Consider the following 21,482-nt stretch of genomic DNA (forward strand, 5'->3'; position numbering starts at 1 on the left):
CTTCCGACAAGGTCCGACGCCAAATGAGTACAAGAAAAAGAGAAGCAGTTTCGGAATATGCCTACAGCAATTAAACAGAACCTGACAAAGCGAATAACGCTAGCCGTTTGATATTGCCGGAGACAAATTGAATGCACAGCCATGGCTCATTCCTTGAGATGAAAGTAATCACTCAATTATCAGGGCTTACATTGTGATTAGTAGATACAGATCAACAGGAAAAACCAGCTCAGTTGCTGAGCGGCGAGAAAATCCCGGATCAGAGAGGAGTGTATTTCAACGCGGCATAAACGCAAAAGAGTCCGTGGGGCCACGGACTCTGGTAGCCGGCGTTACGCCGGTTCGACTTGAAGGGCAACCCGCTCGCGGCAAGGGCATTCGTCCATGTAGCGATGAGCTTCGACGAACTCGTTGAACGCGAACACGCGAGTCTTGAGCGGCAGCAACACACGGTCAGCGGTCAACTGGTTGATGTCGCGCAGGGCACGTTGCAGGGCGACGTGATCCTGAGTGATGCCCAGTTCCGGCTTGCCAGTGAAGTTGCCGATGCAGTGCACAAAGAACTGGATGTTCTTCTGGAACGCTGCACACGCCGGGAATGGCGTCTGGTTACCACCCTGCAGGCCGTACAAGACGAGGCTGCCGCGCGGTGCGAGAACATCGCCAAGCAATGACATCTGCGGGCCGCCAAGGCCATCGAAGACTACATCGACGCCACGGTTGTCGGTGATCTTGTTGATGCGCATCAACAGATCTTCTTCCTCGGTGACAATCACCTTTTCCGCGCCGAGGGACAGCAGATACTCGCGCTCTTCCGCCGTTTTGGTCGCGGCAATGACCCGCACACCTAGCGCCTTGCCCAACTGGACAAACGAGGGGCCGGCGCAATGGCTCGCGTCGGTGACCAGGGCAAACTGCCCGGGCTTGACCCGCGCCAGATCGGCGTAGGCGAAGTAGGCGATCAACAGCGGCGTGTAATGCACGCTGGCTTCGATCGGGCTGAGTACATCCGGGTAACGGGTCAGCGCGGTACGCGGCAACACGATCGACTCGCCGTAAACCGGATAGTCGTTCGGGCTTTCGGCCGGGAAACTGGCGACTTTGTCTCCGACGCTGAGGTCTTCGACATCGGCGCCGACGGCAGTGACCACCCCCGCCATTTCATGACCCAGGCCCGAAGGCAGCCGTGCCTGTGACGAGGCCAGGTTCTGACGCCATAACGTGTCGTACCAGCTGATGCCGATCGCCTCGACACGCACCTGCACTTCGCCAGGACCTGGCTGAGCGGCCGCATGCTCTTCGCATTTGAGCACCTCGGCCGGACCAAACTTGTGAAAACGGATCGTGCGGGACATCGCAAACCTCGTCAAAGTAACCTCTAATGCCATGAACTCTATCTGGGCTTTTGACCCAAGACCATCAGTGGCTATTAATAGTCGACATGCCTGTCATTGATTCCGCAGCAGAAGCGGCACGGGCACAAACGTTGAAAAAACTGTGGTCGCCGTCTCGGTAAAGCTGAATTTTCCGGTGCAGAGTACCAGCCTTTCCCCGTAAGATTCATGCCGGCCATTGTTCTCATATGGCCGCTCTCGTCAAGCTTGATGACTCTGCCAGGACTCCAGATGAATCGTAATGACCTGCGTCGTGTCGACCTGAACCTGCTGATCGTGTTCGAAACATTGATGCACGAACGCAGTGTGACTCGGGCCGCGGAAAAGCTCTTCCTCGGCCAACCGGCCATCAGCGCGGCGCTTTCTCGCTTGCGCAGCCTGTTCGATGATCCGCTGTTCGTGCGCACCGGCCGGAGTATGGAACCGTCCGCCCGCGCGGTGGAAATCTTCGCCCTGCTCTCGCCTGCCCTCGACTCGATTTCCACTGCGGTCAGCCGCGCCGCGGATTTCGATCCGGCGACCAGCACTTCGGTGTTCCGCATCGGCCTGTCCGATGACGTCGAGTTCGCCCTGCTGCCGATGCTACTCAAACGTCTGCGCGCCGAAGCGCCGGGCATCGTCCTTGTCGTGCGGCGGGTCAATTACATATTGATGCCGGGCCTGCTGGCCTCCGGCGAGATCTCCATCGGCGTCAGCTACACCACCGACCTGCCGGCCAACGCCAAACGCAAAGTCTTGCGCCGCAGCGCCCCGAAACTGCTCCGCGCCGACACCGTCCCCGGCCCCTTGAGCCTGGACGACTACTGCGCCCGGCCGCACGCATTGGTGTCGTTTGCCGGCGATCTCAGTGGTTTTGTCGATGAAGAACTGGAAAAGCTCGGACGCAAACGGCACGTCGTGCTGGCGGTGCCACAGTTCAACGGGTTGGGGACACTGCTCGCGGGCACAGACATCGTCGCCACCGTGCCGGATTACACGGCGGAAGCCCTGACCGCGGCTGGCGGTCTGCGCGCCGAGGATCCACCGCTGCCCACGCGCACCTTCGAACTGCACATGGCATGGCGCGGCTCGCAGGATAACGATCCGGGCGAGCGTTGGTTGCGTTCGCGGATTCAGATGTTTTTTGGCGACCCCGATAGCCTGTAATGGAGTTCCAGTGGAATTCCATAAAACCGTTACAACAACAAGGCGCCTTTCTAAATCCAATGGGCTTTAGCTACGTGGAGACACGGGGGCGCCTGGATCACGAGCCTGAAACAGGGCGTAGCTTCGTCACCAAAACCCGAAGCGTCTCCTTGTGGCTTTCAAGCCCCTCCCTTACGAGTTCGTACTCTTGTACGGCGCTGGTTCGCCCCGAATCTCTGCCATTTTGAATCTGTCTACCTAGCAGTAACTGTTTTTCGTGCATCGCCCGAATTGCCACCCATAAAGCCTCCTCAATCGTTTCGCTTTGGGCTTGTAATAATGCGGTGGAGGTATAGCCATGCCCAGTGTGGCAACGAAAGCGCGGGGGCGAAGCTCCCAGCTCCCACAATGAGCCCCCGCATTCTGGGCAAGACAATCCTGAGACCTTACCTATCGCGTCTAAAGCATATGCTCCACCTGAACTTAGATCTTCAGTAAGGTCGTGTTCAGTAGCATACGGTTCGATGCGATTAAACGTCCGGGCTGGCGGAGCTTCAGTAGCGCGCTGCTGGATAGTTCGCCCCAGAGCATTGCCCAGTTCGCCCAGCGGCAAGCAAACATCCACCTCAACATGACGGAGAGCGTTCGCAGGCATGGAAGGAGCTTCAGCTGTCTTTGGATCTTGAGCAAACGCCATGCCTCCGTAAGCCTTGATCGCCTGAAGGCCGACGACCCCATCATCAAGCTCACCCGTGAGGATCACTCCTGTTGTTCTGTCCCCGTAGCTGATGGCAGCGGATCGGAACATGGGATCAATTGCAGGGCGAGAATGGTTTTCTTTAGCGCTCCGGACCAGCCGTATCGTTCCGCGTTTGATCAGTAGGTGTCGATCCGGTGGTGCAACATAAATACGACCGCTCTTTATTTTTTCTCCGGACAAGGCGAAGTCGACATCCAGGGAGGTCGCCGTAGCAAGAAGACGTGGCAGCAAACTCGGTTGGTCGCCTATGTGCATCGTTATAAAAACCGAAGCGTCCAGGTCGGCTGGAAGCTGTTCAAGCAATGTTCGCAACGCCTCTAATCCACCGCTGGAAGCACCGATCACAATGATTTGGTCCACAGAGCTGTCTTGCTGCATCGGAACGTCCCTGCTGGTAACTGTGCCGCCTATGAAAATTTCGAAACTGCGGGCACCTTCTGAACATTCCGGTATGCCACCTATCTCGTGCGATCCCATTTAGCGACCCGCTTTTTTGTTCCGACAGGTGAGCGCTTACGAAGGTTCAGCGTGCGCGCAGCATTACGGCGGCACGAACGCGCTGAATACCAAACACCGTCATGCGAAGGAATTCCTCATGGCTAACCGGCAAGTGCTGGCAGTCCAGGCCGCGTTTCAGCTTGCTATGGTCGATATCTGGGTCATGCAGGTACACGAACTCATCGTCGCAGCCTGTAATGATCACCCAGTGCGGGGCTTTCAATCGGGTGAATCGATAGCTGCTGATCAGCACCACTGGCCTGAAGCCGGCTTTCAATGCAGCGCCGACGTCCAGAGAAGAGGCGAGAACCTGTTTAACACTTGTTTCAGCCAAGTCTTGGGCAAACCCTTCCTCCACCAGCTTCATGATGGACTTCTTCTGCGGGCTACGTACGCCGTGCAGAAAAAGCGAGCCCGAATGACTGACTTCCAGACGCACGTCATAACCTCGTCGCCATGCCGCCAATGCCATTCCTCGGGGGCTGCAGCCACCGTGCCCTGCCGTCATGAAAACGGTGGTCGCCTCGCGCCAGAGTTGAATCTCCTCCGAGCGACTCATGGGACGGCTCACGTCGATCGCTGCCATGGCCATTAGCAGACACGCCGCGCCGCAGGTGAAATCGGTGGTCTGCGGGTAATAGGGCACCTGGCGTGCGGGTGTTGGAGCATCACACAGGATGCGTTTCTCGTAGCGCAACGCCTCAGCGTGATCTTCGTAGTAGTTCTCGACGATTGCGAATCGATGGAACCCATTCGCTTCATAGAGCCGAATGGCGGCGGGGTTATCAGCGCGCACCTCCAGCCGCAGCCATGCGCAATTGCGCGCTAACGCGCAGGCCTGGGCTTCATCCAGCAGACGCTGGCCAAGGTTATGCCCTCGCCATGCGGGGCTGACGGCAATGGAATACAAGCGTCCAAGCGAAGTGCCTCGGTGAAAAAGCACCAAGGCATATCCGGCCAGTTTTTCGCCCGAGGTGGCGACGATCAGAGATGCATTGGCTCGACTGAGCATCCAGCTGAAGTTGCGCTGATTCAATCGGTCAAGCGTGAAACATTCCTGCTCCAATTCGACCAGATCGTCGATATCGTCCATCGATGCAAAGCGAAAATCAAAAGACATGGCAACACCGTAATTTTTGAGTAACGAACCGGGACAGGCCGAGAAGCCCGTGATTTATTGAAGCGGCGTCTTCTTCAACAGGGATCCATTACTCATGTCAGCGGTGCAAGCCAACGTGAACGAAGTATTAGACAAAACCGAGCATTCGACAATCTCCCTCAGCGAGGAACCTCCCAGTCTCAACCACTCAGGGAGTCGACTGCTGATCCTCGTCGAGCGTAAGGATGACTGGGCCGATTACTTACCCAGCGAGAGCCTGATGCTCGCTCAGGATTACCTTGAACACAGTGATGATTTTCCTCACCGTACTCAAGTCATCAACCTCTGCCGCAATTACAAATACCTCGGCCAGGGTTACTACTGCTCATTGCTGGCCGAGGCCCGCGGGCACAAGGTTTTCCCCTCGGTACGCACCGTCAGCGAGTTGGCACGCAAAGCGCTCTACGGCGTCGGGCTGAATGATCTTGAGCGTACCCTGGAGGGAGCGCTGGCAAACCATCCCTACGGCGAAACCGAAGCCTTCACGCTCTCGTTGTACTTCGGCAAGGCGTCGATTGAACCGCTGCAAGAGATCGGTCGCCAACTGTTCGAGGCCTTCCCCTGCCCCATTCTGCTGGTGGAATTCCGCAGGGGTGAGACGTGGCAGATCGCAGGTATCAAAGCCGGGGCGCTGCACAAGCTTCGGGACGAACAACAGCATGTCTTCGCTGACGCGCTGGATACCTTCAACCGCAGGACTTGGCGACAGCCTGCATCCAAACGCGTTGCCCGATACGACCTGGCCATCCTGCATGATCCTGCCGAGGCGCTACCACCTTCCAATCCGATGGCATTGGAGCGCTTCATCGACGCCGGCAAACAACTGGGTATCGATGTCGAGCTGATCGAGAAAAAGGACTATGCGCGCCTCGCTGAATTCGACGCGCTGTTCATCCGCGAAACGACACGAGTGGATGATCACACCTATCGGTTTGCGAAGAAGGCTGAAAGCGAAGGACTCGTGGTCATTGACGATCCGTCGTCGATTCTGCGATGCACCAACAAGGTTTACCTGGCCGACTTGCTGAAGCGTCGAGGTCTGGGCATGCCAGCGACGGAGATACTCTACAAGGATCGTCCCCAGGAGCTTGAGAATGTCGGGCGTCGTCTGGGTTTCCCTTTGGTGCTGAAGATTCCCGATGGTTGTTTCTCACGAGGCGTCATCAAAGTCATCGACGCGCAAGCATTGGCCACCGCAGCCCAAGAGTTGTTCGAGCACTCCGTGCTGCTGCTTGCCCAGGAATATTGCTACACCGAATACGATTGGCGCGTCGGTGTGCTCAACGGCGAGGCGCTTTACGCATGTAGATACTTCATGTCTAAAGGGCATTGGCAGATTTACAACCACAAGGCGGTTCCTGGGGAAATCAACGGGATGTGCGAGGCGGTGCCCGTGGATCAAGCCCCGCCCGAAGTCGTACTGCTTGCCGTACAAACAGCCCGCCTCATCGGAGATGGCCTCTACGGTGTCGACCTCAAGCAGGCGGGTGATCGGGTACTGGTGATCGAAGTGAACGACAACCCTAACCTGGACGCGGGCATCGAGGACGCAGTGCTTGGAAACGAACTCTATCTGCGTGTACTACAGGCCTTCACGCAAAGGCTGGAACTGAAACACCGTGGCCAGGCGTGGTGACCGATGATTGAAGGTTACGCTATCCACCGGGACCGGGGCTTAAGTGACCGAGGATATCGCCGGATGTCGGCCCCAAGCTATTCCCTGAGCGAAATTGGCATAAAATGCCAACAACCAAAAGTACCTGTTTGCATAGACCTGGAGCTAGTTATGGCGACGCGAAACGTTGTGCTCACCCCTCACCAGGAACAGGTTATCCATGACTTGGTGCAGTCCGGCCGTTATCAGAATGCCAGCGAAGTGATGCGAGAAGGTTTACGTTTATTGGAGCAGCGCGTCGCCGAAGACACCGCCAAAATTGAGGCACTGCGTCAGGCGACCTCGATCGGCATCATGGATCTTGAGCACGGGCGCTTTACTCAGGTGAACGAGGGTGATCTGGAGAACTACCTCGAGGGCTTGAGCCTGGAGGCAACCCTTTCCACGAGAGAGAAGCACTGAGTATGCCGCAGTATCGGATTTCCAACTCGGCGCGCGCCGACATTGTCGACATCCTTAGGCTCTCTCAGACGCAGTTCGGCGATCAAGCACGCCAGCGCTACCAGGCGCTGATCCTCGCGGCGTTGCAAGCGCTTGCTGACACGCCTTAACGCATTGGCAGCCACGACCGCGATGAACTTGCACCGGGCCTTCGCAGCTATCACCTCATCTATTCACGCCAGCAGGCCAAACAAACCCATGGAACGGTCAAAAGCCCACGCCATATCGTGTTCTGTCGTGTGACAAACGGCGACGTGATCGAGGTCGTCAGACTCCTTCATGACGCCATGGAAGTGCAGTTGCACTTGCCTAACGACTGATCAGCGACCTGGCCGAACGGCTTAACTGGCCAGGAATAGCGAAGTCCGTCGAAGATCGCCATTCGCGATCACACGCACACTCGGTACGAATGGGGGCAAAAGTGGGGTCTCTAAAGGCGTGAGGCATCGAAGTTAACAAGCCTGACAACAACGCACGCCCCGTCACACCCGAATGAAATCTACCAACGCCCGCAGCACCGCGGGCAGGTGCCGCCTTCCGGAGTAATAAAGAAAGAACCGGCCCGGCGGCGCAGCGTAGCCCGCCAATATCGCCTTCAGCCGACCTGCGGCCAAGTCGTCGCGCACCATCGCCTCATAGACGTAGGCCACGCCCGCGCCGTCGCACGCGGCCTGGATCATCGGCACGTCGTCGTCGAACGTCAGGGGGCCGCTGACTTCAATAGTCAGCGGCTCGCCATTGGCCTGAAACTCCCAGGCATAGCGCTTGCCGCTTGGGAAACGGCGACCAATGCAGGCGTGACCGAGTAACTCGCGCGGCGTCTGTGGCGTGCCGCGCAAGGCAAGATAGGCCGGCGCGGCCACACAGGCGAAACGCTGCGGCGGCCCGACCGGCACCGCCACCATGTCCCCGGCCAGGCTCTCGCCGAAACGGATGCCCGCATCGAAACCATCCCCCACGATGTCGGCCAAGCCGTCGTCCGTCACGACGTCGACTTGCACGCGCGGGTACTTCGCCACGAATCCCGCCAGCATCGGCGCCAGCACCAGCCGTGCTGCCGGGCGCGGCACATTCAGGCGCAGCGTGCCGCTCGGCTCGGCCTGCAAGGCGGTCAGGGCCGCTAGCGCGTCGGCCACTTCTCGCAAGGCTGGGTCGAGGCGCTCCAACAGCCGCTCGCCCGCCTCGGTCGGCGTCACGCTGCGCGTTGTGCGGTGAAGCAAACGCATGCCCAGCCGTTCTTCCAGACTGCGCATGGCATGGCTCAAGGCTGAAGCGGACACGCCGCGCTCAGCCGCAGCCTTGCGAAAGCTGCGATGCCGCGCCACCGCCGCGAAGGCATCCAGATCATGTAGGTCAGGCGTCATTGATGAATTTTTCTCAGTAACCAATCAAGCAAAACCCAGCTTATCAACTTCTATCGACCAAGTGACACTGGCGCCTTCTCACTAATGCAGGGATTTGACAATGCAGCAGCAACGACTCGGCAGCACCGACTTCATGATTTCACCGATCGGGCTGGGCACCTGGGCCATCGCGGGGCCCGGCTGGGAATTTGGCTGGGGCGCGCAAGACGACGCTGAGAGCCTTGCCGCGCTGGAATACGCGGTGGAGCGTGGGGTGAACTGGATAGACACCGCCGCCGTCTATGGCCTGGGCCACGCCGAGGAACTCGTCGGGCAGCTGCTGCGTCGCGTGCCTGCCTCGCGCCGTCCGCTGGTGTTTACAAAGGGCAGTCTGGTCTGGGATCGCGCGAGTCGGCAGATTTCGCATTCGCTGGCACCGGCGTCGCTGGCACAAGAAATTGACGACAGCCTGCGCCGCCTCCAGATCGAGACCATCGACCTGTACCAGATCCACTGGCCGACCTTTCCGCCGGGTGGCCCGGACGAAGGCATCGAAGCTGCACTCTCGGTGCTGGACAAGGCGCGCAGACTGGGGAAAATTCGCGCCATCGGCGTATCGAACTTTGACGTGGCCCAACTCAAACGCGCTCAGGCGGTGACGGCGATCGCCTCGCTCCAGCCGCCGTACTCGGCATTGATGCGCGAGGTCGAGGACGACATCCTGCCGTTCTGTGAGCAGGCCAATATCGGCGTCATCGCCTATTCCACCCTGCAATCGGGCCTGCTGAGCGGCGCCATGACGCGTCAACGCATCGCCGGCTTGCCGAACGACGACTGGCGCAAAACCCGCAGCCCAGACTTTCAGGAACCACGCCTGACCGCGAATCTGGCCTTGGTTGAAGCCTTTCGCCGTATCGGAGAGCGTCACGGGCTGACACCGGCGGCGGTGGCGATCGCCTGGGTGCTGCGGCAACCCGCTGTGACCGGCGCTATCGTCGGCGCACGCCGGCCGGCGCAAGTCGACGGGCTGCTCAGCGCGGCTGAATTTCGCCTGAGCACTGATGAACTGGCCGAGATCGCGCCATTGTTGCCCGAGGGTATGGGCACCAACGTGCCCGAGGCAGCTAGCTCCTGAGCGGAAATTTGCCACTGCGCTCACGATGACCACGTCCCCCGCCCCGTCGCCGCCTGACTGAGAGTGGCGACGGCCGCCCCAATGATGGCAAAGAGCCGTGACAAATCCTCTAATAGAGATTAAATTACCGCCGCCCCGCCGATGGAGGGTCGGGCATTCGCACTCAGTTAAGGAAAACGATGGCAATGGTCTATTGTCGTGCTTGCGCCAAGGAGCTTCATGAAACGGCGCTCACCTGCCCCCAATGCGGGGCGAGCCAACAGGCCTTCGTGCCACCCACGCAAGCCGGGGTTCCCTGGCTCGCCATCGTTTCGCTGATCTGCGGAATTATCGGCGCTCTCACCCTTTTTGATGATTCCGAATGGGACATCGAAACGATCCTCGGCGTCGGACTGTTCAGCGTCGCAGGTCTCACTTGCGGCATCGTCTGCATCAACGAAAAACACTCGGGAAGAAACCTCGCGATCGCCGGCATCATATTGTCAGGCTTCACCGCGTTGATTCTTTGCTGTCTATCGATTCAATAATTTTTAGGGAAAAAAACATGAGCATGGTTTTCTGCCGCGGTTGTGCCAAGGAAATAAGTACGCTGGCCCTGGCCTGCCCGCAGTGCGGCGCGCCTCAGGCAGCTCAGCAAACCTACGCAAGCGGCCCTGCCATCACCACAGGCAACCCCTACCTTGAGGCGCTGAAGAATTACGCCGTGTTCAACGGTCGCGCTACGCGTCGTGAATACTGGCTGTTCTTCCTGATCAACATGGGTATCGCGTTCGTCATGGGTTTCATGGATGGCTTTTTGAACACCGGTGGAGTCCTGCAAGGCATTTATAATCTGGCGCTGCTGGTGCCGAGCATTGCCGTCGGTGTGCGCCGTATGCACGACACCGATCGCAGCGGCTGGTGGTTGCTGCTGCCGATCGTCAATATCGTATTCCTGGCACAAGACAGCCAGCCGGGGCCGAATCGCTTCGGTGCCAACCGCAAAGGCATCAACTGACACACAGCGGCGACCCGCTGATCGAAACGGCCTTCATGGCCGTTTCTTTATTTCTGGCAGGCGCATCCACGGCTGATCGGAATCGTTGCGGTTCTCGCAACACACTTTTGTCACCGATACAATTGATAGTGCCCTAACGAAAGGCCCATGCTAGAGGGCTGATCTGGTGCTTATATCATTCCGAATGATAGTTACCTTTGCTTCATTCGATTCGTGCCATCACACCCCGCCGAGCATCATCCGCCCATCTTCAATACTTTGGCGGATGCATTCCATGGAACAGTCACTCAAACATTTGCGCTTCCCGTTGGCCATGTTGGCCGTACTGGTGATGAGCGCCTGCGGCAAGACTCCGGAGACTGCCGCCACGATGCCTGCGGCAAAAGTCAGCGTGGCCAAGGTGCTGGAACAACCGGTCAACGAGTGGGACGAATTCACCGGGCGCCTCGAAGCGCCGGAAACCGTCGAGATTCGTCCACGGGTGTCGGGCCAGATTGATCAAGTCGCGTTCACTGAAGGCGCGCTGGTCAAGAAAGGCGACCTGCTCTTCCAGATTGACCCGCGTCCGTTCCAGGCTGAGGTGCGCCGCCTCGAAGCACTGGTCGCCCAGGCCCGTGCCACCGCCAGCCGCAATGAAAACGAAGCGAGCCGCGGTGAACGTCTGCGCGCCAGCAACGCGATTTCCGCCGAACTCGCCGACTCGCGCACCACCGCCGCTCAGGAAGCCCGCGCCGCTGTCGGTGCCCTGCAGGCGCAACTCGATCTGGCCAAGCTGAACCTGAGTTTTACCCGTGTCACTGCGCCGATCAGTGGTCGCGTCAGCCGTGCCGAAATTACCGCCGGCAACCTGGTGACCGCCGATACCACCGCGCTGACCAGCGTGGTGTCGACCGACAAGGTCTACGCCTACTTCGACGCCGACGAGCGTGTGTTCCTCAAGTACACCCAGCTCGCCCGTAACGGCCAGCGCGGCGCGACGACTCCGGTGTACATGGGCCTGTCCAACGAAGACGGCAATCCGCACCTTGGCCAGATGAATTTCGTCGACAACCAGGTCAACCCAAAGACCGGCACCATCCGTGGCCGCGCGGTGTTCGACAACAGCGACGGCACCTACACCCCGGGTCTGTATGCGCGTCTGAAACTGGTCGGCAGCGGCACCTACAACGCGATGCTGATCAACGACGAAGCTGTCGGCACGGATCTGGGCAAGAAATTCGTTCTGGTCATGGATGCGGACAACAAAACCGTTTATCGCGCCGTCGAGCTGGGGCCGAAAATCGAGGGCCTGCGGATCGTGCGCAACGGTCTGAACAAGGACGACACTATTATCGTCAAGGGTCTGCAACGGGTACGTCCTGGCTCGCCAGTGACCCCTGAAGTGATCCCGATGGCCAGCGAACAAACCCTTGCGGCACTCGCTCAACAACGTCAAGCGCTGGAAGCCAGCAACCTGCCTAAAGTCGCCCCTGCCAAAGGCGCCTCGGGTCCGGCTGCGAAGCTGGCTGCTACGACCCCACGCGGTTAAGGGACGACAACTCCGATGAATTTTTCCCAGTTCTTCATATTCCGGCCGATCTTCGCAGCGGTGCTGTCGCTGCTGATCCTGATTGCCGGTGCGATCTCGCTGTTCCAGTTACCGATCAGCGAATACCCCGAAGTCGTGCCGCCGACCGTAGTGGTCCGCGCCAACTTCCCGGGTGCCAACCCGAAAGTCATCGGTGAAACCGTGGCGGCTCCGCTGGAGCAGGCCATCACCGGTGTCGAGAACATGCTGTACATGTCCTCGCAATCGACCGCTGACGGCAAGATCACCCTGACCATCACCTTCGCGCTGGGCACCGACCTGGATAACGCGCAGGTGCAGGTGCAGAACCGCGTGACCCGTACCGAGCCGAAACTTCCCGAAGAAGTGACGCGCATCGGTATCACCGTCGACAAGGCTTCGCCCGACCTGACCATGGTTGTGCACCTGACCTCACCGGACAAGCGCTACGACATGCTCTATCTGTCCAACTACGCGATCCTCAACATCAAGGACGAGCTCGCTCGTCTGGGCGGTGTCGGTGATGTGCAGTTGTTTGGTATGGGCGACTATTCGCTGCGGGTCTGGCTCGATCCGAACAAGACCGCTTCGCGCAACCTGACCGCAACCGATGTCGTGACAGCCATTCGTGAGCAGAACCGTCAGGTCGCCGCCGGTCAGTTGGGCGCGCCCCCTGCCCCGACGGCGCAGAGTTTTCAGCTGTCGATCAACACTCAGGGCCGTCTGGTCACTGAGGAAGAGTTCGAAAACATCGTCATTCGTGCAGGCGACGATGGTGAAATCACCCGTCTCAAGGACATTGCTCGCGTAGAACTGGGCTCCAGCCAATACGCCCTGCGTTCGCTGCTGAACAACCAGCCCGCGGTCGCGATCCCGATCTTTCAGCGCCCTGGCTCCAACGCCATCGACATCTCGAACGAAGTGCGCGCGAAGATGGACGAGCTGAAGAAAGGCTTCCCGCAGGGCATGGACTACAGCATCGTCTATGACCCGACGATTTTCGTGCGCGGCTCGATCGAAGCGGTGGTTCACACCCTCTTCGAAGCGCTGATCCTCGTGGTGCTGGTGGTCATCCTGTTCCTGCAGACCTGGCGCGCCTCGATCATTCCATTGGTGGCGGTGCCGGTATCGTTGATCGGTACGTTTGCGGTCATGCACCTGTTCGGTTTTTCGCTCAACGCTCTGTCGCTGTTCGGCCTGGTGTTGGCCATCGGTATCGTGGTTGACGACGCCATCGTCGTGGTGGAAAACGTCGAACGCAACATCGAACTGGGACTGACCCCGGTCGAGGCCACCAAACGCGCCATGCGTGAGGTGACGGGGCCGATCATCGCGACGGCACTGGTGCTGTGTGCGGTGTTTATTCCCGCAGCGTTCATCTCTGGTCTCACCGGACAGTTCTATAAGCAGTTCGCTTTGACCATTGCCATCTCGACCGTGATTTCGGCGTTCAACTCGCTGACCCTGTCGCCGGCATTGGCTGCGGTACTGCTCAAGGCCCATGACGCGCCGAAAGACCGCTTCTCCCGGGTGCTCGACAAGCTCTTCGGTGGCTGGCTGTTCCGCCCGTTCAACCGCTTCTTCGACCGCGCCAGCCATGGTTATGTCGGTACCGTGCGCCGGGTAATTCGCGGCAGTGGCATCGCGCTGTTCCTCTATGCCGGCCTGATGGTGCTGACGTTCTTCGGTTTCTCCAGCACGCCGACCGGTTTCGTGCCCGGCCAGGACAAGCAATACCTGGTGGCCTTCGCCCAACTGCCGGACGCTGCCAGCCTGGATCGCACCGAAGACGTGATCAAACGCATGTCCGACCTGGCCCTGAAACAGCCAGGCGTGGAAAGCGCCGTTGCCTTCCCGGGCCTGTCGATCAACGGCTTCACCAACAGCCCGAACGCCGGCATCGTGTTCGTCACCCTGAAACCGTTCGACGAGCGTAAAGACCCGAGCATGTCAGCCGGGGCGATTGCCGGTGCCTTGAACGGCCAGTACGCCAACATTCAGGAAGCGTACATGGCGATCTTCCCGCCACCGCCGGTACAAGGCCTGGGCACCATTGGCGGTTTCCGTCTGCAAATCGAAGACCGGGGTAACCTCGGCTACGACGAGCTGTACAAGGAAACCATGAACATCATCAACAAGAGTCACAACGTGCCAGAACTGGCCGGCCTGTTCACCAGCTACACCGTGAACGTGCCGCAGGTCGATGCCGCCATCGACCGTGAAAAAGCCAAGACCCACGGCGTGGCCGTCAGTGACATCTTCGACACCCTGCAGATCTACCTGGGTTCGCTGTATGCCAACGACTTCAACCGCTTCGGGCGCACCTATCAGGTCAACGTTCAGGCCGAGCAGCAGTTCCGCCTCGAATCCGATCAGATCGGTCAACTGAAAGTACGCAACAACAAAGGCGAAATGATCCCGCTGGCGACCTTCATCAAGGTCAGCGACACCTCGGGGCCGGATCGCGTGATGCATTACAACGGCTTCATTACCGCTGAAATCAACGGTGCCGCCGCCCCCGGCTACAGCTCCGGCCAGGCCGAAAAAGCCATCGAAAAACTGCTGAAGGACGAGTTGCCGAACGGCATGACCTACGAGTGGACCGACCTGACCTATCAGCAGATTCTGTCCGGTAACACCGCACTGTTCGTGTTCCCGCTCTGCGTATTGCTGGCGTTCCTGGTACTCGCCGCGCAGTACGAAAGCTGGAGCCTGCCACTGGCGGTGATCCTGATCGTACCGATGACCCTGCTGTCGGCCATCACCGGCGTGATCATCTCGGGCGGTGACAACAACATCTTCACCCAGATCGGCTTGATCGTATTGGTGGGACTGGCCTGTAAGAACGCGATTCTGATTGTCGAGTTCGCCAAGGACAAACAGGAAGAAGGCCTCGACCCGCTCGCCGCGGTTCTGGAAGCCTGCCGCTTGCGTCTGCGGCCGATTCTGATGACTTCCTTCGCGTTCATCATGGGTGTAGTGCCACTGGTGTTCTCCAGCGGTGCCGGTGCCGAAATGCGTCATGCCATGGGTGTAGCCGTGTTCTCCGGGATGCTTGGCGTGACCTTCTTCGGTCTGTTGCTGACCCCCGTGTTCTACGTGCTGATTCGTAACTTCGTTGAACGCAGCGAGGCCCGCAAGGCGGCCAAGGCGCTGAAACTGGAGGCGCAACAATGAGTCTGAAAGTCTTCCTGCCGACCCTGCTGGTGCTGGCCCTCAGCGCCTGCGCCGTCGGCCCCGACTACAAGACCCCAGCCACAGAGGCGGCCAATATCACGGCCGCCACCGATGGCGCCGCCGGCCAGAAGAACTTCGACCGGTCGAAATTCGAAGGCATCTGGTGGCAGCAATTCGACGATCCGACCCTCAACCAGTTGGTGACGCAATCGCTGCAAGGCAACCGTGAACTGCGCGTGGCGTTCGCCCGTTGGAAAGCCGCCCGGGCGATCCGCGACGACGCCAGCAACGACGCGATGCCGACCATCACCAGCCGCGCCAGCAGTGACCTGGGCAAGGGTCAGATTCCCGGCCAGACCACCGACCGGGTCAATAGTGAACGCTATGACCTGGGTCTGGACATGGCTTGGGAGCTCGACCTGTTCGGGCGCATCCAGCGCAATCTGGAAGCCAGCGATGCCGACCAGCAAGCGGCTGAAGCCGATCTGTACCAGTTGCAGGTCACCATGATTGCCGAACTGGTCGATGCCTACGGTCAACTGCGCGGCGCCCAGTTGCGCGAGAAGATCGCCGTGGCCAACCTGAACAACCAACAGGAGTCGCGCAAGATCACCATCAGCCTGCGTGATGCTGGCGTCGGCGATCAACTGGACGTCGAGCGGGCCGATGCGCGCCTGGCCAATGTCGAAGCGACCATCCCGCAGTTGCAAGCGGAGCAGGTTCGGCAGAAAAACCGTATCGCCACCCTGCTCGGTGAGCGTCCGGACAAGCTGACTGTCGATTTGAGTCCGAAAGACCTGCCGGCCATTGCCAAGGCCTTGCCGATCGGCGATCCGGGCGAGCTGCTGCAACGTCGTCCGGACATCCTCAGCGCCGAACGCCAATTGGCATCGGCCACGGCGCGCATCGGCGTGGCTAAAGCCGATCTGTTCCCACGGGTGAGCCTCAGCGGCTTCCTTGGCTGGACCGCCGGGCGTGGTTCGCAAATCGGTTCCTCAGCCGCCAATGCCTGGGCGCTCGGCCCGAGCATCACTTGGGCAGCGTTTGATCTGGGCAGCGTGCGCGCCCGTTTGCGCGGTGCCGATGCAGAAGCCGAAGGTGCGCTGGCGACCTATGAGCAACAGGTCTTGCTGGCCCTGGAAGAGTCGGAAAACGCGTTCAGCGATTACGGCAAACGTCAGCAACGGCTGATCTCGCTGATTCGTCAGAGTGAATCGAGCCGCAAGGCCGCCGATCTCGCGGAGATCCGCTATCGCGAAGGCACCACCGACTTCCTTGTGTTGCTCGACGCCCAGCGCGAGCGCCTGAACGCCGAAGACAGCCAGGCCCAGGCCGAAGTCGATCTGTATCGCGGCATCGTCGCGATCTACAAAGCCCTCGGCGGTGGCTGGCAACCGGAGACCGTCGCCAGCAAGTAAAGATTGTTAAAGAGCTCCTTTGGTTGGCCGCAACCAACCAATTCTTTTGCCCCGCGTATCATTCGGTCGCGGGGTTTTTTTATGCCTTTTTTCGGTCAATGAGGTCCCTTGTGGGAGCGAGCCTGCTCGCGAAAGCACCCTGTCAGGCAAATCACCGGTGGCTGACACTCCGCCTTCGCGAGCAGGCTCGCTCCCACAGTGGATCAGGGCTGGTCTTGAGAGTTGTGATCTTCCAGGACGGTGACGGTCGCGGTTGTACCGGCGCGCAAGCGATTCTTGCCGGCGAAATCACCATCAATGCCAATGCGCACCGGCACCCGTTGCGCCAGTTTCACCCAGGTGTAGCTCGGGTTGATATTGGCCAGCAGCCGGCTGCCGGGGGCGTTCTCGCGGTCGGCGATGGCAAAAGCAATGCTTTCGACCGTTCCGCCAAAACGTTCTCCGCTCATCAACTGAATGCGCACCCGGTCGCCCTCCTCGATTCGCGGCAGCTTGGTTTCCTCGAAGTAACCACTGACATAGAACGAATCGCTGTCGACCAGCGCCAGCAGTGCGCCGCCTGCCTGCGCGTAATCGCCTTGACGGGTCAGCAGGTTGGTCACGTAACCGCTGACCGGCGACTCGACGCGGGTACGCTGCAAATCGAGTTCGGCCTGGGTCAGGGCGGCAATCGCCAACTGCACATTGGCCTCGGCCAGCCCGAGGTTGGCCTGATTGCGCAACAGGTCAGCCTGAGCGACAGCCACGTCAGTGCTCGATTTCTCCCATTCCTCGCCGGAAATGGCGAAGCCCTGTTTCAGCGTGCGTCGCCGGCGCTCCTCGCTTTGGCGTTGTTTGAGCAACGCTTCACTGGCAACAATCGCCGCTTGCGATTGCCCCAGCGAAGCCTTGGATACCTCGACCGAACGCCGGGCATGTTCTACGGCCAATTGATAACGCGCCGGATCGATTTCCAGCAATAACTGGCCCTTGTCGACATGCTGATTGTCCTGCACCGCCAGCTTGGCGATACGTCCGGAGACATCGGCCGACAGCGTCACCACATCTGCCCTCACCCGGGCATCCCGGGTCCAGGGCGCGCGGGTGTAATACTCCCAGGCGAACCAGCCAAGGACGATCGCCAGGATCACCACCGCCACGGTCGTCATTCGTGCAACTAGCGCTTTCAAGGCATCAGGCTCCCATCAACAGAATCAGTGTGGCGCAGACACAGGCATACAACGCCCCCTCGAACAGCGCCTCATGCCAGACCAGACGCAGCACGCCCAGACGCCGCAAACACCCGTCCAGCAACATGAAGATGGGAATTGCCAGTAACAGCGCTTGGGCAATCGGCGGCAGATAGACGCCGCCAATCTCGAAATCAATGGGCAAGTTGCGGTTCTCCATCCAGAGCTTCAGGTTGCAAATACTCGCCGTGGCGTTCAAGGAACGACACAACGATCAGTAGCGCCACGCGCATGCGGAACACCGACCATAAATGCTCATGACTGGTGGCATGCAAATCATCCAGTTCATCGCCCAGTTCGTGGAGCATGGCCAGCAACCCTGCGAGTTGTACATCCTGACGCCCGGCGACGAAACGACCGGTCTTGCGTAACGCCGACGCCAGGCGCTGAGTGAATGCCTCGGTCAACAAGGCGTTGCTCTGTGCCTGCTGACGCAACTGATGCGTGGCCACCCCCAACGCTACGCAAGCCAGACTGATTTCATACAATCGCTGCATGGCGCGCTCATTTGCTGCTGGCAACAGGCCGAGCATGCTGGTCAGTCGGTCGGTCATCCGACTCTCGAAGGCGAATTGTTGTTCATCGGTCGCCGGCATTTTGCTCAGTTGATATACCTGCTCGCGCGCTTCGCCGTACAACCGACGAATTCGCAAGCCTGGGCGGAACGGAAAGATCAGCGCATAGACGATCAGCGCCAGCATGGCTGCACTGACGTAGGCACCGGCGAATTCGAACCATTGAATCGCTGTGTTCTGCCCGGTGCCGAAGTTCTGTGGCCCGATCATAAGGAAACTCGACAGGCCAAGCCCCATGCCGATCCCGGCAGTCGCCGGACTGGCAATACCGACGGCAATGGCATACAACAGCGGCACCAGCAGCAAGGCCAGCAATTCGAAATCACTGATCGCCGGCACCAGCATGTATTGATAGATCGCCGACACCACCAGCGCCAGTCCCAACCCTCTGGCATAGCTTTGCGCAGCCATTAGCGGACGTGGAAAGGTCGCCATCAGCGAGCAGAGAATCCCCACCAGAATCATCCCGCCCCGCGCGCCGTCCCATGCCGTTTCGATCCAGATCAGCCCGGCGACCAGAAGCGCAGTAAAGGCTCGAATGGCGTTCATCGAGGCCAGGGTGAAATCCAGATGCAGCGGACTTGACTGGCCACGATACAGGCAACTGGCCGGTCGCCCTTGCTGAATGGCGTCGCTCAGCTCAAGAATCTGCTCCAGTTGCTGCAGCAGTCGCGCCTGCTCCCAGCGTAAGGCCCAGGCCAGTGAGCGCAGGGTCGCGCTCATGTTCTCGGTCTGTTGCTCGGCTTTGTACGCCAACGCTTCGAACTGTTGCTGCAAGGTGACGAAGCGCTGCCGGTCCTCACCAGGGAGTGCACGGCCCTGTTGCGCCAACTGATCCAGTAACGCCAGCTCCTCGGCCCGCAGTTGCTGAACCTGCGGCGGCAAATCGCCCTCCCAGCGCTCTATGAGCAGTTCGCGTTGATGACGCAGTGCGGTGAGTCGCGAGGTCAGCAACATCAGTTGGTTGCCCAGCAGCAATACCAGGTTATCGGCGCTGCGCAACCGTGGCGCATCGAAATACAAATGGCGCCGCAACCCTTCCAGCGCACTGATTTCACCGAGCAGCTGCATTTGCCGACGCTGGAAATCGGCTTCGCTTTCTTCCGTGCGAAGAACCTCGGCGGCGTGGCTGGCGGCCAGTTTGATCACCTGATCGACCTTGGAAAAATAACCCTTGGCGACGGCTTCCGGCCGGGCCGTCAACAGGCTGACCACGCAAACGCAAGCGACCGCCAGCAGGGTTTCAGTGACGCGAGTGACGGCGAGCAGAAACGTACCGTCCTGATCCGGAATCGCCAGCAAAGCCACGACCACAGCAGTGTATCCGCTGAGCACGAACGCCTGGGAGCTGGTGTAGCGCAGCAAGGTGCCGCCCGCCGTGCACAGCGCCAGCCACAGGGCCAGCGTGGTAATGAACGGCAACGGCGCCTGAGGGAAAATCGCCATGATCAGCACTGCCACCGCCGCGCCGACAGTGGTGCCAATCACTTGGCCAAAGCTGCGCGCCAACGCCATTCCCGCCAGCGGCTGACTGACAATGACCACGGCCATGATCGACCACTTGGGTTGCTCGAGATCGAACACAAACGCCAGATAAAGGGTCAACAGCCCGGCGGCGATGGTGCGCAGGGCAAACAGCAAAACAGCCTGGCCGGGATGGATCAAAGCCTTGAAGTAAGCAAACAGCGCTGGCATGGGCACACTCTTTAAAACGACTTCTGCAAGCGTAGACACTGCTTCAAAAGCCTGACGGATTTCACAGTCGACACGACGCGTAGGACGATTCGCTGGCAAGGGTTTGACTCACGCGCCAAGCTGACCGAAGCTTGCCGCTCTGCTCAAGTTCGAAGCTTTCGGAAACCCGCATGACTCAGTCCCGCCGCAACCTGCTGATCGGCCTTGGCCTCGTACTGGTCCTCGGTGTCGTCTGGCTGTCTTTGCGCAGCGCCACACCGACCCTCCCCGACGCTATCAAACATGGCTACAGCGAAGCGTTGAACGCAGCCCGAACCGGCGAACCCGGCGCGGCGCGTCAGCTGTACCAGCAAATGGGCCGGCCGGACATCTCGGTCAAGCGTCGGGTCTGGCTACATGGTGAATTACCTAATTATCCGAGTCCACAGGCCTTGAAACTGGCCGACGCGGACCTGCACCACGAAGCGCCACAAGTGCGCGTGGCTGCGATTAAAAGTGTCGTCGGTCTGGTGCCCGGCGGGCAACGCAGTCTGCTGCTCGGACCGTTGCTGGACGATGAGGATCAGACGGTCCGCTTCGCCGCCATCAATGCCCTGCTCGGTCTGACGCCTGACGAGCTGGGGCTGTACTTCGCCCCGTTGCAGCAAGCGATCGATGGCTGGCAACAGGCGCTTGAAGGACAGCCGGAAAGCGCTGCCAATCAGGCGCAACTGGCGCGTCTTTACATTCATAACGCTGAATACAAGCAGGCCCGACAGGCCCTGGACAATACGCTGCGGCTGGAACCCGGCAATCTGCCGGCGCTGGTGATGCAGATCGACGTGCTCGACCGTCAGGGCCAGAGCGATGCCGCGCGTCAATTGCTCGCCCAACAACTCAAGGCGCAACCCGATTCGGCCTATCTGCAACACGCCCTCGGCCTGTGGCTGTTGCACCATGGCCAGCGTGAATACGCCCTGCTCGGCCTGTCCAAGGCAGTCGAGCTGGAACCGGACAACAAAGATTACCGCTACGACCTGGCGACCACCCTGCACAGCGCAGAAGAGCTGGAAGCGGCGCAGAAACAATTGCAGGAAATCGTCCAGCGCCACCCCGCCGACCGCAAGGCGCGGGTCCTTTTGATCAACTACTGGAAAGAAAGCGGCCAGCTGCAAAACGTGCAGATTCTGTTGGCGCAACTTGAGCAGTTGAACCCGGACGACCCGGCCCTGCAGCAAGGCCTCTGATCAAGGCTCAGTGAGCGCAATCTGCCATCTATCGAAAGAAAAAGCGGAACCGTGAACACGCCATGAGGTCAAGTAACTCAGGCGGCTCA

At 59.6% G+C, this 21,482-nt stretch carries 17 protein-coding genes and 1 pseudogene; 11 read left to right on the forward strand and 7 right to left on the reverse strand.

The window, feature by feature from the left end:
- Nucleotides 1–332: 332 nt before the first annotated feature.
- A complete protein-coding gene (locus tag HU765_RS02980) occupies nucleotides 333–1,355 on the reverse strand; it encodes a zinc-dependent alcohol dehydrogenase family protein (protein WP_186548384.1) in 1,023 nt (340 codons plus the stop codon).
- A gap of 270 nt (nucleotides 1,356–1,625) precedes the next feature.
- On the opposite strand from HU765_RS02980, the gene HU765_RS02985 reads away from it, so the two are divergent.
- Nucleotides 1,626–2,540 (forward strand): LysR family transcriptional regulator, encoded by a 915-nt coding sequence (locus tag HU765_RS02985; protein WP_016774850.1) that lies wholly within the window; start codon nucleotides 1,626–1,628, stop codon nucleotides 2,538–2,540.
- Between the two features lie 97 nt (nucleotides 2,541–2,637).
- Here the strand turns inward: HU765_RS02985 and HU765_RS02990 are convergent, their stop codons facing one another.
- On the reverse strand, nucleotides 2,638–3,657 hold the full coding sequence (locus HU765_RS02990; protein WP_186618982.1) for a chemotaxis protein CheB: 1,020 nt from the start codon (nucleotides 3,655–3,657) through the stop codon (nucleotides 2,638–2,640).
- A 145-nt stretch (nucleotides 3,658–3,802) separates the two neighbouring features.
- Nucleotides 3,803–4,897, reverse strand: coding sequence for a GNAT family N-acetyltransferase/peptidase C39 family protein (locus HU765_RS02995; protein ID WP_186618983.1), 1,095 nt, complete (start codon nucleotides 4,895–4,897; stop codon nucleotides 3,803–3,805).
- A 94-nt stretch (nucleotides 4,898–4,991) separates the two neighbouring features.
- Here HU765_RS02995 and HU765_RS03000 point away from each other — a divergent pair, with 94 nt between their 5' ends.
- From HU765_RS03000 to HU765_RS03010, 3 genes and pseudogenes are all read left to right on the forward strand, one after another.
- Nucleotides 4,992–6,572: a RimK family protein gene (locus HU765_RS03000; protein WP_186618984.1), complete on the forward strand. Its 1,581-nt coding sequence runs from the start codon at nucleotides 4,992–4,994 to the stop codon at nucleotides 6,570–6,572.
- A gap of 150 nt (nucleotides 6,573–6,722) precedes the next feature.
- The gene (locus HU765_RS03005; RefSeq protein WP_169378849.1) at nucleotides 6,723–7,013 is read left to right on the forward strand and encodes a type II toxin-antitoxin system ParD family antitoxin; all 291 of its coding nucleotides are present in this window, start codon (nucleotides 6,723–6,725) and stop codon (nucleotides 7,011–7,013) included.
- A 2-nt stretch (nucleotides 7,014–7,015) separates the two neighbouring features.
- A pseudogene (locus HU765_RS03010) lies at nucleotides 7,016–7,372 on the forward strand (type II toxin-antitoxin system RelE/ParE family toxin).
- Between the two features lie 162 nt (nucleotides 7,373–7,534).
- Here HU765_RS03010 and HU765_RS03015 read toward each other — a convergent pair.
- Complete coding sequence (locus tag HU765_RS03015; RefSeq protein ID WP_186618985.1) at nucleotides 7,535–8,416, reverse strand: LysR family transcriptional regulator; 882 nt, start codon at nucleotides 8,414–8,416, stop codon at nucleotides 7,535–7,537.
- A gap of 100 nt (nucleotides 8,417–8,516) precedes the next feature.
- Between HU765_RS03015 and HU765_RS03020 the strand changes: the two genes are divergently transcribed.
- From HU765_RS03020 to HU765_RS03045, 6 genes are all read left to right on the forward strand, one after another.
- Nucleotides 8,517–9,530: an aldo/keto reductase gene (locus HU765_RS03020; protein ID WP_186618986.1), complete on the forward strand. Its 1,014-nt coding sequence runs from the start codon at nucleotides 8,517–8,519 to the stop codon at nucleotides 9,528–9,530.
- A gap of 179 nt (nucleotides 9,531–9,709) precedes the next feature.
- Complete coding sequence (locus tag HU765_RS03025) at nucleotides 9,710–10,057, forward strand: DUF4190 domain-containing protein (protein ID WP_186551442.1); 348 nt, start codon at nucleotides 9,710–9,712, stop codon at nucleotides 10,055–10,057.
- A gap of 17 nt (nucleotides 10,058–10,074) precedes the next feature.
- Nucleotides 10,075–10,527, forward strand: a complete 453-nt coding sequence (locus HU765_RS03030; protein ID WP_186618987.1) for a DUF805 domain-containing protein — start codon at nucleotides 10,075–10,077, stop codon at nucleotides 10,525–10,527.
- A gap of 274 nt (nucleotides 10,528–10,801) precedes the next feature.
- Nucleotides 10,802–12,055 carry a multidrug efflux RND transporter periplasmic adaptor subunit MexE gene (gene mexE, locus HU765_RS03035; RefSeq protein WP_186551440.1) on the forward strand — a complete coding sequence of 418 codons (1,254 nt, stop codon included), beginning with the start codon at nucleotides 10,802–10,804 and terminating at the stop codon, nucleotides 12,053–12,055.
- Nucleotides 12,056–12,070: 15 nt separating this feature from the next.
- The gene (locus tag HU765_RS03040; RefSeq protein ID WP_186618988.1) at nucleotides 12,071–15,250 is read left to right on the forward strand and encodes an efflux RND transporter permease subunit; all 3,180 of its coding nucleotides are present in this window, start codon (nucleotides 12,071–12,073) and stop codon (nucleotides 15,248–15,250) included.
- A complete protein-coding gene (locus HU765_RS03045) occupies nucleotides 15,247–16,668 on the forward strand; it encodes a TolC family protein (protein WP_186551438.1) in 1,422 nt (473 codons plus the stop codon). Before HU765_RS03040 ends, HU765_RS03045 begins: the two co-directional genes overlap by 4 nt.
- A gap of 203 nt (nucleotides 16,669–16,871) precedes the next feature.
- Here the strand turns inward: HU765_RS03045 and HU765_RS03050 are convergent, their stop codons facing one another.
- From HU765_RS03050 to HU765_RS03060, 3 genes are read right to left on the reverse strand one after another with little or no spacing between them, the layout of a single operon-like run.
- Nucleotides 16,872–17,837, reverse strand: coding sequence for an HlyD family secretion protein (locus tag HU765_RS03050; RefSeq protein ID WP_186618989.1), 966 nt, complete (start codon nucleotides 17,835–17,837; stop codon nucleotides 16,872–16,874).
- A 4-nt stretch (nucleotides 17,838–17,841) separates the two neighbouring features.
- Complete coding sequence (locus HU765_RS03055; protein WP_186551436.1) at nucleotides 17,842–18,042, reverse strand: DUF1656 domain-containing protein; 201 nt, start codon at nucleotides 18,040–18,042, stop codon at nucleotides 17,842–17,844.
- The gene (locus HU765_RS03060; protein WP_186618990.1) at nucleotides 18,032–20,167 is read right to left on the reverse strand and encodes an FUSC family protein; all 2,136 of its coding nucleotides are present in this window, start codon (nucleotides 20,165–20,167) and stop codon (nucleotides 18,032–18,034) included. The genes HU765_RS03055 and HU765_RS03060 overlap by 11 nt, the downstream gene beginning before the upstream one ends.
- A 170-nt stretch (nucleotides 20,168–20,337) precedes the next feature.
- Between HU765_RS03060 and HU765_RS03065 the strand changes: the two genes are divergently transcribed.
- Nucleotides 20,338–21,393 carry a tetratricopeptide repeat protein gene (locus HU765_RS03065; RefSeq protein ID WP_186618991.1) on the forward strand — a complete coding sequence of 352 codons (1,056 nt, stop codon included), beginning with the start codon at nucleotides 20,338–20,340 and terminating at the stop codon, nucleotides 21,391–21,393.
- Nucleotides 21,394–21,482 lie beyond the last annotated feature (89 nt).

Origin of the sequence: Pseudomonas sp. SWRI81, from assembly GCF_014268545.1 — a bacterium.
In the GTDB taxonomy this organism is placed as follows: Bacteria; Pseudomonadota; Gammaproteobacteria; order Pseudomonadales; family Pseudomonadaceae; genus Aquipseudomonas; species Aquipseudomonas hamedanensis.